General features: G+C 58.5%; 11 protein-coding genes. All 11 read right to left on the bottom strand.

Annotated elements, in window-relative coordinates; translation table 11 throughout:
• Positions 1 to 5: 5 nt before the first annotated feature.
• Entirely contained in the window at positions 6 to 1844 is a 1839-nt protein-coding gene (gene recD / locus ACMYSP_RS17220) for an exodeoxyribonuclease V subunit alpha (protein ID WP_434583260.1), read from the bottom strand.
• Positions 1841 to 5386, bottom strand: a complete 3546-nt coding sequence (gene recB / locus ACMYSP_RS17215; RefSeq protein ID WP_434583259.1) for an exodeoxyribonuclease V subunit beta — start codon at positions 5384 to 5386, stop codon at positions 1841 to 1843. Before recB ends, recD begins: the two co-directional genes overlap by 4 nt.
• Positions 5383 to 8268 carry a pitrilysin gene (gene ptrA, locus ACMYSP_RS17210; protein WP_434583257.1) on the bottom strand — a complete coding sequence of 962 codons (2886 nt, stop codon included), beginning with the start codon at positions 8266 to 8268 and terminating at the stop codon, positions 5383 to 5385. Before ptrA ends, recB begins: the two co-directional genes overlap by 4 nt.
• Positions 8269 to 8389: 121 nt before the next feature.
• Positions 8390 to 11761 carry an exodeoxyribonuclease V subunit gamma gene (recC, locus tag ACMYSP_RS17205; protein ID WP_434583256.1) on the bottom strand — a complete coding sequence of 1124 codons (3372 nt, stop codon included), beginning with the start codon at positions 11759 to 11761 and terminating at the stop codon, positions 8390 to 8392.
• A gap of 12 nt (positions 11762 to 11773) precedes the next feature.
• On the bottom strand, positions 11774 to 12097 hold the full coding sequence (locus tag ACMYSP_RS17200) for a prepilin-type N-terminal cleavage/methylation domain-containing protein (RefSeq protein WP_434583255.1): 324 nt from the start codon (positions 12095 to 12097) through the stop codon (positions 11774 to 11776).
• Entirely contained in the window at positions 12082 to 12489 is a 408-nt protein-coding gene (locus ACMYSP_RS17195) for a DUF2509 family protein (protein ID WP_434583254.1), read from the bottom strand. Before ACMYSP_RS17195 ends, ACMYSP_RS17200 begins: the two co-directional genes overlap by 16 nt.
• Positions 12486 to 13049 carry a prepilin peptidase-dependent protein gene (locus ACMYSP_RS17190; RefSeq protein ID WP_434583253.1) on the bottom strand — a complete coding sequence of 188 codons (564 nt, stop codon included), beginning with the start codon at positions 13047 to 13049 and terminating at the stop codon, positions 12486 to 12488. Before ACMYSP_RS17190 ends, ACMYSP_RS17195 begins: the two co-directional genes overlap by 4 nt.
• Positions 13040 to 13507, bottom strand: a complete 468-nt coding sequence (locus ACMYSP_RS17185; RefSeq protein WP_434583252.1) for a prepilin peptidase-dependent protein — start codon at positions 13505 to 13507, stop codon at positions 13040 to 13042. The genes ACMYSP_RS17190 and ACMYSP_RS17185 overlap by 10 nt, the downstream gene beginning before the upstream one ends.
• 185 nt (positions 13508 to 13692) lie before the next feature.
• A complete protein-coding gene (gene thyA / locus ACMYSP_RS17180; RefSeq protein WP_434583251.1) occupies positions 13693 to 14487 on the bottom strand; it encodes a thymidylate synthase in 795 nt (264 codons plus the stop codon).
• A gap of 6 nt (positions 14488 to 14493) precedes the next feature.
• Entirely contained in the window at positions 14494 to 15369 is an 876-nt protein-coding gene (lgt, locus tag ACMYSP_RS17175) for a prolipoprotein diacylglyceryl transferase (protein WP_434583250.1), read from the bottom strand.
• Positions 15370 to 15598: 229 nt separating this feature from the next.
• Positions 15599 to 17845 (bottom strand): phosphoenolpyruvate--protein phosphotransferase, encoded by a 2247-nt coding sequence (gene ptsP / locus ACMYSP_RS17170; protein WP_434583249.1) that lies wholly within the window; start codon positions 17843 to 17845, stop codon positions 15599 to 15601.
• Positions 17846 to 17848 lie beyond the last annotated feature (3 nt).

Below are 17848 nucleotides of genomic sequence, written 5' to 3'. Positions count from 1 at the left end.
CGCGTCTATTGATGACTGGCGAAAATATCCGCCAGCCCGCTGCGCCGCTCGGTGCGGGCAACGATGGCCTGGAGCAGTACCTGCTCGTCGGCATACATCGATAAACGCTGTTTTGCGCGGGTGATCGCGGTATAGACCAGCTCACGGGTCACCAGCGGGACGCTCTTCGCCGGCAGAATCAGTGCCGCATGATCAAACTCTGAACCTTGTGATTTATGCACCGTCATCGCCCACGCGGTGTCATGCTCTGGCAAACGGCTCGGCTGTACCGACTTGATACTGCCATCCGGCATCGGGAACCAGACCCGCAGCCCTTCCCCTCGTTCCAGCGCAATGCCGATATCACCATTAAACAGCCCCAATGCACTGTCGTTGCGCGAAATCATCACCGGGCGTCCTTCGTACCAACGCGAATGGCGCGGCAACGAAATCGCCCGATTGCGGTTTAGCCGTTGCTCTAGCTGTTCATTGACGCCGCTGACGCCATATGGGCCATCACGCAGAGCGCACAGCAGCTGGAACTCCGCGAAAGCGGCGAGCAGCGCTTCGGGCTCCGCCCGTTCACGCAGCAGCTGTAAATAGCGGCTATACCCATCCTGAGACTGGGCGAGCATCGCAGAGTACTCCTCGGTGGTGCTCAGCGGATGCAAAACGATATCGTCAAACGGCTGACGTAACGTCGCCCTGACCCCCTGACGATCGCCATTATTCACCGCACGCGCCAGGTTGCCGATCCCGGAATGACGACCAAAACGATAGCTTTTTTGCAGCAGGCACAGGCTGTCGCGCAGCGCACCGGCAACCTCACCTTCGCCGGCAGGCAGCGGATAGCCGGTCAGTTTCGTCAGCTGCGCCGCACGCCCGGGGGTATAGCCGGCATTCACCCAGGCACAAATATCGCCCAGCACCGCCCCGGCCTCTACCGACGCCAGCTGATCGCGGTCGCCGAGGAAAATAACCCGCCCGTGTTCCGGCAACGCGTCAATCAGCCGCGCCATCATCGGCAGGTCAATCATTGAGGCCTCATCCACGACCAGCACGTCCAGATGCAACGGGTTACCGGCGTGATAACGCAGACGCTGGCTGCCAGGCTGGGCGCCCAGCAGACGGTGCAGCGTACTGGCCTCGCTGGGCAGCAGCGCTTTTTGTTCATCGCTCAGCGGGAGACGACGCAGCGCTTCCCCCAGCGATTCGGTTAATCTGGCGGCGGCTTTCCCGGTCGGGGCCGCCAGACGGATACGACAACGGGGCTGGCGAGTGGTCTGAATCAACGCCGCCAGCAACCTGGCGACGGTCGTGGTTTTCCCGGTGCCGGGGCCACCGGAGATCACTGAAATACGACGGGTCAATGCAACCGCGGCGGCGACTTTTTGCCAGTCGATCTCATCGCTTGTCGGGAACAGAGCATCCAGTGTGGCGGCAAGTTGGCCATCGTCCACTTCGATAACCTGGTTCGCATCGGTAAAGAAATGGGCCACGGTCAGCTCATTTCGCCACATGCGGTTAAGGTAGAGCCGTTCACCGCAGAGGATCATCGGCGTTGGGCGATCGCCGACGCTAACCGCAGGCGATGCCAGCAGCAGCGCCGACCAGTCATCCGGCGATCCCGCCAGCGCCAGCAGTTGTTCGCGCATCTCGCTGGCTTTACCACTCAGAAATTCCGCTGAGCGCAAGCGCGACACTGGCAGACAAACATGGCCTTCTCCGGCATCGCGGCTCAGCACCGCGGCCGCCAGTTTCACCGCCGGATGCGCATCATGCGCCACCATCAGCGCAAACTGTACGTCTAGCGGGCGTAACACCCGCTGATTCGCCGCCTCCAGCAACAGTTCATCCATTGTCATGACATGCTCTCCTGATCGTCTCCGGCAAACAGCGCATCCAGGCCGTCAATCAGCGGCTGAACGGGACGGGTGGTAAAAATCCCCTGCTCGCCGCCCTCGCCATCCATGCCGCGTAAAAAGAGATAAATCACGCCGCCGAAATGGTGTTCATATTGGTAGTCAGCGATGCGGTGTCGCAAATAGCGGTGCAGCGCCAGGCTATAAAGCTGGTACTGCAAATCGTAGCGATGCCCGCGCATGGCCTGCTCCATCGCCTGGCGGGTGTAGGCCTCGCGGTCGGGTCCCAGCCAGTTCGATTTGTAATCCAGCAGGTAGTAGCGGCCGTTATGGCGGAACACGAGGTCAATAAAGCCTTTTAACATGCCGCGAACCTGGCGGAAATCCAGCGGTGGGCAATCGACGGAGAGGGGATCGTAGCGGCGAATCAAGGCATCCAGCCGCTGTGGGTCCAGCGGCTGTTCAATTGGCAAGTAGAATGCCATCTCCACCTGTTTATCGCCCGCGCTAAGCTGATTTAGCGCAATACCGGCACCCGGCAACGGCGTACGCAGAACGTCGTCCAGCCACTGGGTCAGGACCGGCGTCCACTGCTCGCCGAAACCGCCGGACTGCAGTTGTGCTGCCATCCACTCGGCCGGCACTGTCTGGGTAAAATCGAGGTTTTCAAACAGGCTGTGCAGGAAGGTTCCCGGCGATGCGCCACGTGGGAACTGATGCGGAGTGAGCTGTGGATCTTCGGCCACATCACCGACGCCAGCGGCATCGACGTCAAGACGAGGCAGCAGATCCTGGGCCTGGCTATGGCCATGCTGCTGTAACCCGGAATAGCTGGTGACGCGCCAGTCGTCCGTCACCTGCCGCGTCAGGAATCTCGCTGACAGCGGTGGCAACGACTCCTGCGGCGCCTGCCAGGGCGTCGGGTCCAGCGCCGCAGGGGTTTGCAGCGCAATATCTTCGCAGCATAAGGCCTGCAGACGCGCCGTCAGCCCGGCGGCATCCATCGCTTCACCGCCCTGCAACAGGCGTCCCAGGGCGCTTTGGTGAAAATCACTGGCGCCAGGTTTGTCGCTGCGGCGGGTACTGAGCGGCGCGACACCGAGACTGCAATGCCAGACCGCACGGGTCAGCGCGACGTACAGCAGACGTAAGTCTTCCGCCAGGCGCTCCGCTTCCGCCAGCTCCAGGCTGCCTTCGTTCTCGTCGAGATCAAGTACCGCGGCAAAGGAGTCACGGTCGTGATAAAACGCCTGATCCTGCTTACGGAAACGCGCGATAAACGGCAGCCAGACCAACGGGTATTCCAGACCTTTCGATTTATGCACGGTGACGATTTGCACCAGGTGCTTGTCGCTTTCCAGGCGCATCTGCTGGCTTGAGGCATTGCTGTCCGGCTCGGTGATATGCTGCGTCAACCAACGGACCAGCGCATGTTCGCTCTCCAGTTGGCTGGCCGCTTCCTGAAGCAGTTCGCTGATATGCAGAATATCCGTTAACCGGCGCTCGCCGCCGACCGTCACCAGCAGGTTTTCCGCAATGTTCCGCGCGCTCATGAGCGCCCGCAGCATCGGCATGACGCCACGCTGGCGCCAGATTTGTCGATACTCGCTGAACTCCTCAACCAGCGCATCCCATGCGCGTTCGTCCTGATTAAGGCTTTCAATATCCAGCGCGTTCAGGCCAAATACCGATGTCGCCAGCGCGCTACGCAGCGTATTTTCGCGCTCCGGGGCCAGCACCGCCTGCAGGATCCACAATATCTCCTGCGCTTCCGGGGTTTCAAACACGCTGTCGCGGTTAGAGAGGTATACCGACGGGATCGCCAGCGCCCGCAAGGCGTCCCGGATCAACGAGGCTTCCTGACGGTTACGCACCAGCACTGTCATATCCGAGGCCTGGACCGGCCGGGCATCTTCGCCGCGCCAGAGCAGCGCACTTCCCTGCTGACCGGCGCTTAACCAGTCACGAATTTGCGCCGCGCACAGTTGCGCCATATACGCCTGATACTCGCCTGCCCCGACGGCCTCCCCCGGCATCAGCCAGATGTTCATCGCCGGCACCGCGGCGTTATCCACGGTAAACCGCAATCCGTGATTCTTCCCGGCCGCTTTGACCGGCAAAAAGGGGATTTCCCGGAACATAAAAGGGTTGTCGCTGAGGCCAAACAGGCGGTTAACGCTGTCCACCATCCCTGGGGCTGAACGCCAGTTGGTATCCAGCGTATAGTGAGCCGCAACGTCACCACGGGCTTTCATATAGGTGAAAATATCCGCCCCACGGAAGGCATAGATGGCCTGTTTGGGATCGCCGATCAACAGCAGTGCCGTCTCCGGCTGGTGCCGCCAGATGCGGCGGAAAATGCGATACTGCTGCGGATCGGTATCCTGGAATTCATCGATCATCGCTACCGGGAAACGCTGGCGGATAGCGCTGGCCAGCGCGTCTCCACTTTCGCTATGCAGCGCATCATCCAGCCGGCTGAGCATGTCGTCAAAACCCAGCTCGCCGCGGCGACGTTTTTCCCGAGCCACGGCGTCGCGGATTTCCACCATCGCCCTGGCAATCACCAAATCCGTCAACGTCAGCGGAGAGGACAGCAACTGTTCCACCGCGCTGAACAGCGGATGCACCGGCGGCTCACCGCCGGCCTTGGTGCGTTCATACAGGAAGGGCTGAGAGAATTTCTCCAGCGCGTCGGGCAGCAGATAGCTTAGCGTCTCCTCCTGGGCCCAGACGTTGATCTTGTCGATCCATTTACCCTGATTGCCACGATTAAACTTGCGCCGGTCAATACCGGAACTCTCCAGTACGCCGTCGATCTCGCCAACCTGCTCGCGCCACTGCGCTTTCAGCGCATTGATGCGGGTGATGATTTGCTGATGACGTTCAGCCAGCGTCTCTTCGGGCGCGGGTGGGGATTTGAGCTGCGGGGCTTCGCCCTGTAACCAGCGGTCGAGAGATTTCAACAGATCGCGCGGGCCTTTCCACGCTTCGTGGATCACCGCGGCAATGTCGCGCGGCAGCGGGTAACAGTGGCGGCGCCAGAAGTCGGCGCAGGCCTGGTAGCGCAGCCGGGATTCATCTTCGATCAGCTGCTGTTCGAACAGCATGCCTGACTCAAAGGCGTTCAGGCTCAGCATCCGTTGGCAGAAGCCGTGAATGGTGAACACCGCCGCTTCGTCCATCTGCCGTTCTGCCAGCAGCAGCGTGTTCGCCGCCTGCGTTTTATCCGGGATTTCAGCCAGCAGCGCGGCATACAGGGGATCGGTCGTGCTTTCACGCAGGCAGGCAATGCGCAGGTCATGGATATTGCTGCGGATACGGCCACGCAGTTCTTCGGTGGCCGCCTCGGTGAAGGTCACCACCAGCAGCTCTTCCACGCTGACCGCCCTGGGAAAGGCGGATTCACCGCCGAGTCCCAGCAACAGCCGCAAGTAGAGTGCGGCGATGGTAAAGGTTTTTCCGGTGCCCGCAGAGGCTTCTATCAGGCGCTCGCCCGTTAAGGGCAAGCGCAGAGGATTCAGAGGCTCGGCGGTTTCGGTCATTCGTTCTCTCGCATCAGGGGTAAGGATTTCTGCAATGCGCTGACGTTTTCCCAGACTTTGCCCCCCTCAGGGTGGACGTAATCGGTCTTGCCATTCTGGCTGCCGGAGACCTGGGACAATATCGCCATGCCTTGCGGATCCACCACCGTCTGATGGAAGAAGTCGGCAAGTTTTTGCGGCGTCAGCAGTTTTATCTGAGCCACTACTTTATCACGTGAATCAAAACGCATATTACCGCGATCGAAATCTTTGCTCAGCTGCGAAGCCTCCCCGCCGAGAGTTTGCGGCGCCTGGGTCATCTGGCCAATCACCGCCTGCTGGATTTGCGCAAACTCTGCCGGGCTCATGGCCCGCAGTTTGGCTTCAGCCGTAGGGAAAAAGGCCTTAAAGCGCTGCCAGAGGAACGCCGGCTGTTTATCGCTGCTTTGCAGCAGGAAGCCCATCCCCCACTGGCGGCCGATGTTCATCGGGAAGGCAAAGACCGCGTAGCCAAGCTGCTCTTCGGTACGCAGTTGGGTATAGAACCACGGCTGGATAATCTGCCCGAGCAGGGAGCTGGCGGCGGAGCTGCTGTACTCATCGGCGTCAGGTGGCGCAAAGACCGCGGCCAGCGCCGAGTCGGTGCTGTTACCGGCTTTTTCAAAAATCGCCAGCTGTTGGCTGTTAATCAGCACATCTTTGTTCCGGCACCACTCGTTACCATCGGCCCCCAGCTGTTGCTGGATCTGGCGCGCCATCGCGGTGGACTGCTCGGCGCTGAGATTACCGATGACCATCAGCTCCGGTCGCCCTTTGGCTTTCAGGTTGTCCCGGTAGGCCAGGACCTCTTTCAGAGTGATCGACGGCAGCAGCCCACGGCGTTCTTCCCGCTGGAAATAAGGCACCTGAGACAGCATCTGCACCGGCATAATCGCCAGGTCGTACGCTTTCCCTTTCTCCGCCGAGTCCATCATCTGGGCGTACCAGGACTTAGCCTGCGCCAGCTGTTCTTCGGTCGGCGTGTAGCTGAAATAGCCATCCAGCAGCGCGGTAAACAGCTGCGGCAGGCGCTGGGTGTAGCCATTGGCGTTGACCATTAACCCGTTATTGGCGCCGGTAGAGAAGCTGATTCCCCCGACCGCCGCCTGATTACTGAGCTGGTCGAGTGCGATACCCGCCAGATAATCATTCAGGGCAAACATCACCTGGCTGCGGGCGCTATCCATGGCCTGCGGGTTGCGCAGCACCAACGAGACATCGGCCTTCGGCTCACTGGCGAAGTACTGGCTTGGCGCGTAGACCACGCGCAGCGTCGGCTCATCCACGATCAGCTGCGGATGCGGGTAGGCTTTGTCGCTTTTGATCAGCGTAAAATCGTCAGGAATATAGGGGTTCAGCACCGGCAGTTTCAGACCGATAGCGCTCGCCTTCTGCTGCCAGTCGCTAAAGGTCTGGGTGCCAATCTTGTCGACCTGATAGGGCGCATTCACAAAATAAGCGGTTTTGTTATGCGGTTCTTGCGGGCTGATATACCAGACGCGCGCGTTTTGCGGCGTCATCATCGCCAGCCGGTCTTTAATCGCCTGCGGATCGTACTGGTCGGCAATATTCACCACGTCCAGCGTATGCTCTACCGGCACGCGGATCATGGTATCCGCCAGCCATTCAACGTAGTCCATATCGCGGTTGATCGAGGGATAGCGAAAATCGAGCGCCAGAACGTGGGACAGCTCATCGAAATAGCGTTTGTCGATGCCCTGGCTACGCAACAGGTTAAGGTAGCTGAAGATCGCCGCAGCAACTTCATCGCGGTTCGCCAGGCCTTTATCTGTCAGGGTCGCGGAAATCGCCAGTACGCCGCTGTTGCCATTTACCGCCGGGTCAGAGTCTGCGCGAATGCCTTCCACCAGGCCTTGCTGCTGCAGCCAGTCGGATAACGTCCCCGGGCTGCGGTTACCTATCATGTAGGTCACCAGCTCGTCGGTTTTGCTGCGGAACTGGTCGCTATTGTTATCAATACGGAATTCAATGCGCAGCACTTTACGCGGCATCGCCGGGACGTAGTGGATGATGATGCCCTTTTGCGCATCGGTCACCACCGGCACGGTGATCTCCGGTTTGCTGATATTGTGGTTGGGAACCCGGCCATAGGTATTAGCCGCGATACTCGCCAGCTCCGGCAGCGGTTTATTGCTGTAAATCACCGCTTTCATCAGATTTGCGGAGTACCAGCTATCGCGGAAAGCATGCAGGGCGTCGAGCACCGGTTTGCCGGGCTTGTCGCTGAGCGTGTCGAGGTTACCACCGGAAAAATGTGATGCCGGGTGAGCCGGGTTAATGGTTTCGGCACTGACCTGTGCCATACGCATCCCGTCCCGGGTCCGCGCCATGGTCAGCTCGGCATTGACGGCGTTGCGCTCACGGTCGGCATATTTTTTATCCAGCAGCGGCGCCGCGATGGCATCCGCCAGACGATCGACCGCACCATCCAGCGCATCGTTCTCGACTTCAAGATAGAACGCGGTGCGATAAGGCGCGGTACTGGCGTTATGACTGCCGCCGTGCATTTTGAGGAATTCCGCGAGGCTGTCGGGCTGCGGGTATTTTTGCGAGCCCATCAGCGTCATGTGCTCGAGAAAATGCGCCAGCCCTTGATGTTCGACGGGATCCTGCAACGATCCCACGGGCACCACCAGCGCAGACAGCGATTTCACCGCCTGCGGGTCGGAAACCAGCAGAACCACCATGCCATTATCCAGACGAATTGCCTGATACTGCCGGGGATCTTTTTCACTTTTACGGATAGTGTCCTGAATCGGTTGCCATCCGGTATCTGCCTGACTTAACGGCGCCCAAAGGGCCGCCAGCACTAAAATAACCTTGAACCATACACTGCGGGGCATTCACGAACCTCATCATTAACAAACTTGCGCCGGTTGCATCGGCGCGGTGCACATCAGTCCGTGATTGGTTGCGCATGATAATTGAACACCTTAATCTGCGCAATTTTTATACTATTACAATTTATTCGGACTGATGGAAACGAAATATCGGCAACAGGTAGCGCTGTGTTTGGGTAATAATCTCGTCATAGTATTCCGGTTCAAGGGTACGCCACAGGCGTTGGTACCAGACATCCGTACCTTCACCACTGACCACCATATTGCCTTCATAGACCTGCAGAAATTTACTCCGCGCTTTTTGTTGTGTCTCTTCGTCCGTTAACATGACATCCTTTTCAGCGTCATAACAGACTTTTAGCCATGCGCCGCCGCTTTCAGGCAGCAGCAGGAGCGGTCTGGACATGCCTTGCAGGTAACCCGCTACCAGTTCATCAAGATATGCTTTTGCCTGTTCTTGCGCCAGCGGTGGGAAACGCCACTCGCCTTCTTTTCGCACCAACAGCCGACTTTCGCCGGTTCCGCCACCAGCACAGTAGACAAGGTGTTCCAGCCAAAGTTGCATCCCCTGCGCCACGCTCAGCAGCGAAGGCCGCCAGCGTAACAGGCCGTCCGATTGTACCTGCTGCAGCCAGCCCGTAATGTTAACGCCGTGACATTGCAGATCGATTTCCACGCTCTGCCCTGGCTGGCGGCTGGCAATAACCCGCTCCGCAAGGTTTTGCATCTCCTGACGTTGCGTCTCCCAGGCCAGTTCGCCAAAAGCACCGAAAGGTAGCTCGCCCGCAGCCCGGAAACGACGATACATCGTTGCGGCATCCTGTTGCTCAATCAAGGTATTCAGCAGCTGTTGATTCAGCTGATAACGGCTAAGCCCTTCCAGGGTAAAGGGTTCGTCATCGGGGATATCGCTCTCTTCAGAGCGGAAGTTAACCCGCAGGCGTTGCTGGAAAAAGGCCCGGACCGGGTGCTGCCAGAAGCGCAACAGCTGTTCAAACGGCAGGATGTCAATGGGCGGCACCGGCAGCGGCTGGATAAAATCACTGTGCGCCTCGCCTTGCTGGCTGGCGGCCGCCAGCCATTCCCGGGCGTAGCTTCGATGTTCATCGTCGAGGAAATTGGCCGCATCGAAGGGCATCCGGGTATGCAGATGGGTGATGTGCGCTTTGACCCGCCGCTCGCTGGCGTCGCAATCCAGCGCTTCATCACCTTCCAGGCAGTGACTCTGGCCAATATAGTCCGCCAGCTCCTGTACCAGCACCGACGGATAACGTTCGCTATTGTCCTGAATCGAGCGGCCAATATAGCTGATATATAAGGTCTGTTCGGCAGACATCAGGGCCTCGAGGAACAGATAGCGGTCGTCATCGCGACGGCTGCGGTCACCGCGTTGCGGTTTCTGGCTCATTAAATCGAAGCCCAGCGGTGCCAGCGTGCGCGGGTAGATGCCGTCGTTCATTCCCAGCAGGCATACCACTTTGAACGGGATCGAACGCATCGGCATCAGGGTGCAGATGTTGACCGGTCCGGCGAGGAAACGCTGGCTGATGCGCTGTTGGTCCAGGCGCTGGGCCAGCTCATCACGAAGTAATGACAAGGGAACGCTCTGCGCATATTGCGCCTGAACGCCTTCGCTAATGACCGCCTGCCACTGCTGCTCGATCAGCGCCAGCGCGGCTTCCGTGTCGCTATCAGGCAGGAAAAAGTCGTCCAGCAGTTCGCGACACAGCGGTAGCCATTCGGCCAGCGGGCGCTCCTGCGCCAGCGTGTGGCGCCACTGGTTGAGCCTCATCAGCAGTGAAGCCAGATTGCCGACCAGTTCGGCAATCAGCCCGCTGGATTCGTCATACGGTAATACCGATTGCCACTCACCCTGACTGCTATCCATCGCATAGCCCAGCAGCATACGCGTCAGACCAAAACGCCAGGTATGTTGCCCGGTGGCGGGCAGATCCAGCTCACGCACGTTATCGTCGTCCATTCCCCAGCGTACGCCGGACTCGTTAACCCACTGACGCAGGTAGCGTAGCCCCGCTTCGTCAATGCTGAAGCGGGCGGCAAGGACCGGTACATCCAGCAGAGCCAGGACATCTTCACTGGCAAAGCGGCTGTCGGGTAGCGACAGCAGCGTGATAAACGCCTGCAGCGCCGGGTGCGATTCACGGGCGCGGCGGTCGGAAATCGCCCACGGCAGCCAGCGTTCGCCGCTGGCGCTGCCGAATACCGCCTGAATGTAGGGGCTGTAACTGTCGATATCCGCCACCATCACGATAATATCGCGCGGCGTCAGGGTGGGATCCTCTTCGAGCATCGCCAGCAGCCGGTCGTGCAGGACTTCGACTTCGCGCTGCGGGCTATGGCACACCTGAATAGTCAAACTACGATCGTCCTGGGCAAGCATGCGCTTGCTGTCACTGCGGGCAAACTCTTCGGCGTTACGCCCGGCCACCGCCGCATTGCGCAGATCGAGAATATCGGCCTGTACATTGTGCAGCAGATTATCAGGCGTGATATCGACGAAGGCATCCAGCTCTTCATAGCGTTCCAGCCCGGCCAACAGATAGATATAGTCCCGGCCCAGCTTGCCCCAGGAGGCCAACAGCGGGTTGCCGACATCCTGTTCCCCGGCGTCGTTAAACAACCCCGGCGCCTGTTCGGCATCGCGGAACAGCGGCAGCTCCCGTGATTCGCGGTGATGACGGCGCTGGCGCGACATCAGTTTCGCCAGAAAAGCCGGGTCTTTAATATCGCCCCAGTAGTAGCGACAAGGGTTGGTGAACAACACGTAGACATCCACGTGCTTGCCCAGCGCCTGTAGCGCCTGCAGATAGACCGGCGGCAGCGCCGAAATACCACAGATAAACACCCGTGAAGGCAGCCCGACCGGCGGTTCATCTGCCGCTTCCAGGGCGCTGATAAAACGCTGGTACAAATTCGCACGGTGCCAGGACTCTTGTCCCAGTTCGGCGGTGTGTTCGACCAGCGCTTTCCACAGCGGCGCCTGCCACTGCTGCGCGTCGCCAAGGCCATCAACCCGTTCGTCAGCCTCCCAGCGCATCAGCCATTCCGGGCGATAGACCAGATACTGGTCATAGAGGTCAGCCACCCTCGAGGCAAGCTGGAACAGCTTGCGCTTATCGCTGTCGTCGCTCAGATAGTGGCGCAGCAGCGTAAAGGCGTCATCGTCGAGGCGCTGCGGCAGCAGGGTCATGAGTTTCCAGCTCATGCTCTGTTTGTTAAAAGCGCTTTCACCGGGGATATCCGCCAGTACGCGAACAAACATGTCCCAGATAAAGCTGGCTGGCAGTGGAAATTCGATATTGGCCGCAATGCCAAATCGCTTTGCCAGGGTCATCTGGAGCCACTGCGCCATACCGGTACTTTGCACCAGAACCATCTCCGGTTTGAAAGGGTCGTCCAGCCGCTGGCGCTCGACGATAAACTCCATCAACGCTTCAAGAACATCCAGACGGTTTGAATGGTACACCCTTAACATATTCGCTCCTGACTACTGACTTACCGGGCAATGCAGCCGGGTCATCTGCACCCGTTTTTCAACGGGCATGGTGATCGTTACCGTGATGCTGACACATCTTGACGCCGATGTCTGCAAACGGCTGACTGGCCTGCCCTCCGAGATGGCGGGAGGGTTCAGTTGACCGTAGCGCCACGCATCACGCCACAGCTGACGATACTGATTTAATTGAATAAAACCGTTGGCTAACCCACGCTGATAGCCGCCAAGTGCGGTCACCACCATCATCAACAGCACCATCGCCAACAGCGTTTCCGGCAGGCTAAAACCGTTCTCCCGGCTCAGGGCATTTGGCATAACTCAACCTCCGTCAGCGGGCAAAAGTCGCTCCAGCCGTGGGGTGAAAACCGCACCACGCCCTTTTCAACCCACCCGGATTGCCATAACAAGATGCTGCCGCCGCTGGCTATCAGCAGCACGGAGGCATCGCTAAAGATACGCAAACAGGCGCGCCAGTCATCATTGCCGGCGTGCAGACAGGCCTCGGGGTTATCTATCGACCATGACTGCGCTTTTCCCCACTGCAGAGCGGAGTGCGCCCCGGCGGTTTCCCGGATGGCCCGGGTTTCTTCGGCAGTTTGCGCCAGTAATGCCCGCTGACGCTGATTCAGCCCTTGTAGCAAAGTACTACCGAGTACCAGTAGCAAAAGCACCATCAGCAGTGACGAGAACCCCTGCTGGCGGCTCATAGGTTATATCCCGTCACGCGGTATTCCGCATGGGCGGTCATTCGTGGATCCGCGGTCGAGTGTGCGGCCAGGGTCACGATAAGCTCTGGCGCAAAGCCGGTAATCTCCTGGCGGGTCACCTGAAATTGCGTCACGTTAATTGCCGCGGGATTGGTCATTTTTTCCCAACCGCCGCCAGAACAGCTGGTCACCCCGCGCCGGGTTTCTAACGCGCCGTTGCTCAGGCGAAAGCCCGTGGCATCGGAGGTTGCCTCCGGCGAGATATCCCATACGCCGTTGCTATTGCTGTCCCAGCGGACGATGATGCAGTGGCCGTTGCTGGCGATCAGCAGTGGCTCCCCCACGCACTTCCCACGGCAATACCCTGCCCGTTGCAGATGTTTGGCTACCGTATAAAGGCGCTGCCACAGTTCGTCATCCAGCGACTGCTGCTGCGTCTGGCGCAGTACCTGCCGTTGCAGCGCAGGTAAAAAACGCGAGGCACCGGTCAGTAAAATGGCGCTGATGGCCATGGCGATGAGCGTCTCAGCCAGTGAAAACCCACGGGAGATCACAGGCATGATGATGTCTCCTCATTGCGGCACAAACGAATGCGCCCCCAGTTGGAGACAATAATGTTCCAGCTTCCGCCAGCGCTTTGCAGCCGGATGTGACCAGCCCAGGCGCTATTGCGTAACCCATAAAAGCCAAGGCCCGGCGTGATATGGCTGAGCGATACTTCAGGCCAGCGCGGCAGTAATGTAAACGGGGTGGCTGGTGCGCAATTCGCGGGAGCCTCCAGGGCGCTCAGGCACCAGCCATCGGCGTGCTGGACTACGCTCAGCAGGCGGTTGCGGTTATGCCAGTTGGCATCATCGCGCAGCAGCACCAGGTAATCGCGCACCTGATTAGCCGTTTGCCATAACCGCTGTTGCTGCTGCCAGCTCTGCCAACCGTACAGCGCGCCAGCGCTGAGGATTAACATCAGAGCCAGCGTTATGAGCGTTTCAATGAGGGTATAACCGCGCTGTCTGTTCATAGCGCGAGTATGGAGAAGTTACGATAGCGGAGCGACAGGGAAAAGCGCGATTCGCGTGGCATGCCGAAGCAGGAATCAACATTTGCAACGCGTTGCGCAAAATCTGGAAGGGTTATTCATGGCACAAAAAAACCGGCGCCACTGGCACCGGTTGTTGTTTCTTGTCACGTCGAATTCGGCGTAAATTAAATCGCCACCGGCGCTTTAATTCCCGGATGCGGGTCGTAGCCTTCGATCTCAAAGTCTTCAAAGCGGTAGTCGAAAATCGACGCCGGCTTACGCTTGATAACCAGCTTCGGCAGTGCACGAGGCTCGCGGCTCAGCTGCAGATCCGTCTGCTCGAGGTGGTTGCTGTACAGGTGGGTATCCCCGCCGGTCCAGACAAAATCACCCACTTCCAGATCGCACTGCTGGGCCACCATATGCACCAGCAACGCATAGCTGGCGATGTTAAACGGCAGGCCGAGGAACACATCACATGAACGCTGGTAGAGCTGGCAGGAGAGTTTTCCGTCCGCGACATAGAACTGGAAGAACGCATGACACGGCGCCAACGCCATCTTGTCCAGTTCGCCAACGTTCCAGGCAGAAACGATGATACGACGCGAATCCGGGTCGTTTTTCAGCTGGTCCATCACGGTGCTGATCTGGTCAATATGGCGGCCGTCTGGCGCAGGCCAGGAGCGCCACTGTTTGCCGTAAACCGGCCCCAAATCACCATTTTCATCGGCCCATTCGTCCCAGATGCTGACGTTGTTCTCATGCAGATACGCGACGTTGGTGTCGCCCTGGAGGAACCACAGCAGCTCATGGATGATGGAGCGTAAATGACAGCGTTTGGTCGTCACCAGCGGGAAACCTTCCTGCAGGTTAAAACGCATCTGATGGCCGAAAATAGAGATCGTGCCGGTACCGGTGCGGTCATTTTTTTGCGTGCCTTCTGTAAGCACTTTCTGCATCAAATCAAGATACTGTTTCATGGTTCCTCAAGAAGTTTGTTGCTGCGGACGGCGGCGGTAAGCCCAGATCATCATAATGATGCCCGCAAGCACCATTGGAATGGAAAGAATCTGGCCCATGCTGATGTACTGCACCCACTCACCAGTGAACTGCTGATCCGGCTGACGGAAGAATTCCACGATAATGCGGAACAGGCCGTAGCCAATCAGGAACAGGCCCGAGACCGAGCCGATTGGGCGCGGTTTGCGGATAAACAGGTTCAGGATCAGGAACAGCACAATCCCTTCCAGTGCCAGCTCGTACAGCTGTGAAGCGTGACGCGGCAGCGCGCCATAGGTATCAAACAGCGATTGCCATTCCGGATGTGATGGCAACAGCGCCAGATCTTCCGCCCGTGAGCCAGGGAAAATCATCGTATAGTGGAAGCTCGGGTCAACGCGGCCCCACAGTTCGCCGTTGATAAAGTTGCCCAGTCGTCCGGCGCCAAGGCCAAACGGGATCAGCGGCGCGATAAAATCGGATACCTGGAAGAAGGTGCGTTTGGTGCGTTTGGCAAAAATAATCATCACCAGGATGACGCCAATCAGGCCACCGTGGAACGACATCCCGCCATCCCAGACGCGGAACAGATACAGCGGATCCTGCAGGAAGACCGGCAGGTTATAGAACAGAACGTAACCGATACGACCGCCGAGGAAGACGCCAAGGAATCCGGCATACAGCAGGTTTTCGACTTCGTTTTTGGTCCAGCCGCTGCCCGGACGATTAGCCCGACGGGTGGCCAGCCACATCGCAAAAACAAACCCGACCAGATACATCATGCCGTACCAATGGAGGGCAACCGGCCCAACGGAAAATATTACCGGATCAAACTCCGGAAAATGCAGGTAGCCACTATTCATCTGTCACCATAAAGACTTGTTATTCCGCCGAAAGTGGACAGCGGTCATCATACACGCCCGAGCTATGCGGGTGCTCCAAGGGGGCGAATAATAACATAAGGTTAATTCACTGGCCGTGCCGTTGTTGTAAAAGATATGTATACGGATGCTAACGACCATCGTGCTGCAGACGATTCAATCGGTGAGGTTCTCCCGGGTTGCGGCGTCAATGCCTTACCCGGAAGTAAGGCTACCGGCCGCCGCGGATCAGACCGCCTAAGCCACGGCGCTCCATAAAGGCCGCCACCTGATGACGGACTTCCGTCGTCATCTGCGCTTCAAGACTACGACGCGACAGTTCTTGCGCTTCCTCGAGATCGATTCGGCGCAGCAGATATTTTACCCTTGCCACCGAACGGCCGTTCATCGAGAGATGGCGATAGCCGAGACCAATCAGAATCGTCACGCACATCGGGTCGCCCGCCATTTCACCGCACAACCGCAGGTCGATACCGAAACGTTCGGCATCATGTGCAATCATCGACAGCGCCCGCAGTACCGCAGGATGCAGGCTATCGTACAGACTGGCAACCCGGGTATTGTTGCGATCGACCGCCAGGATGTACTGGGTCAGGTCATTGGTACCGACTGAGATAAAATCGACGCGGCTAGCCAGATGCGGCAGCATAAAGACCATCGACGGGACTTCCAGCATCACCCCAAGACGCGGACGCGGGATGGCATAGCCAATCATCTCTTCCACTTCGCGACTGGCGCGATCGATCAGCCGTCGCGCTTCATCCACCTCATCCAGGCTGGTCACCATCGGCAGCAAAATACTCAGGTTGCCGGTGGCGGCGTTGGCACGCAGCATGGCGCGTACCTGAATGAGAAAAATCTCCGGCTGATCGAGAGTAATGCGGATCCCACGCCAGCCAAGGCACGGGTTCTCTTCGCTGATCGGCATATACGGCAGCTGTTTATCGGCCCCAATATCCAGCGTACGCAGGGTTACCGGTTTTTCATTAAACATCTGCAGCATGCCCTGATACTGGGCAACCTGCTCCTCTTCCGACGGGAAGCCGCTCTGCAACATAAATGGTATTTCGGTGCGATACAAGCCGATACCGTCGATAAAGTTGCCGAGCTTCTCTTCATGCTCGAGGCTCAGGCCAGCATTCAGCATGACCTTGACCTGCTCCCCGCTTTTTAGCTCTGAGATCCGTTCAAGATCGTCTTCCGCCAGGCGGCTGAGTTCGTTCTCTTCACTGACCAGCCGCTGATATTCTTGCAACAGCGCCGGTTCAGGATCGACCAGCAGTTCACCGCGGTAACCATCCACCACCAGCATGCGGCCGTGAAGCAGCGAGGGCTGAATATCGGCGCCCATCACCGTTGGGATCCCTAAGGCACGAACCATGATTGCCGCGTGGGAGTTAGCCGCCCCGTCGCGCACAACAACACCCGCCAGCCGGTCCTGAGGAACCTCTGCCAACGTTGTCGCCGAGAGTTCGTCCGCCACCAGCACGATGCGGGCCGGCCAGGTATTGGGGCCCTGGATGGTGTCATCAAGGTGGAACAGCAGGCGCTGGCCGAGCGTACGCAGGTCGCCAGCACGCTCTTTCAGGTAGCCATCGCTCAGCGCGGCAAACTGCTCGGCGAACTTCTCAATGATCTTTTTCACCGCCCATTCGGCCACCGCGCCCTGATCGACTTCCGCAAAAAGCTCGCGGCGCAGTCGGGCATCAGACAGCAGGTGTGAATAGAGGTCAAAAATTGCCGAGGTCTCTTTTTGCGCCCCGGCGGCATAGCGCTTGCTGTAGCGACGAAATTCGTTAGCCGCTTCTTCCAGCGCGCCGGTCAGACGTTCGCGTTCAGAAGCGGTATCCAGCGTCGAGGCTTCATAGACCTGCTCCATCAACGGCAGGCTAATGTCCATCCAGCCTTCGGCAATCGCGACTCCGGAAGATGCTGGCAGCGCGCGAATACGAGTTTGTCGATACTGACCAAACAACGCCGTCAGCTGTGACTGCGAGAGAATGGCGGCCATCTGCGTTGCCAGCGTGACGAGGAACGACTCTTCGCTTTCGTCAAACTGGCGCAGCTCGCGCTGCTGCACCACCAGTACGCCCAGCAGCTGGCGCCGCTGGATTATCGGCACGCCAAGAAACGCGCGGAAGCGATCCTCTTTAACGGCCGGAATATATTTAAAGCTGGGGTGCTTGTGCGCATCGGCAAGGTTGATAGGCTCGGCCAGGCGGCCAACCAGGCCAACAAGGCCTTCATCAAAGGCGAGCGCAACGGTACGCCCGCGAGGTTTTTTCAGCCCGCGAGTGGCCATAAGGTAGTAGCATCGTCGATCGTTATCGGCCAGGTAGACCGAACAGACTTCTGTTTCCATCGCCTGGCAGATATCTGTGACCAGAATATCCAGCGCCTCGTTTAAACGTGGCGCACTCGCGACTTTCTCGACGATTTCTCGTAACCGAGTGAGCATAAT

Origin of the sequence: Klebsiella sp. R390 (assembly GCF_051131745.1) — a bacterium.
Lineage (GTDB): Bacteria > Pseudomonadota > Gammaproteobacteria > Enterobacterales > Enterobacteriaceae > Klebsiella.
Note: the sequence above shows the minus strand (reverse complement) of the source record. Positions and strands in the feature narration are given on the sequence as shown.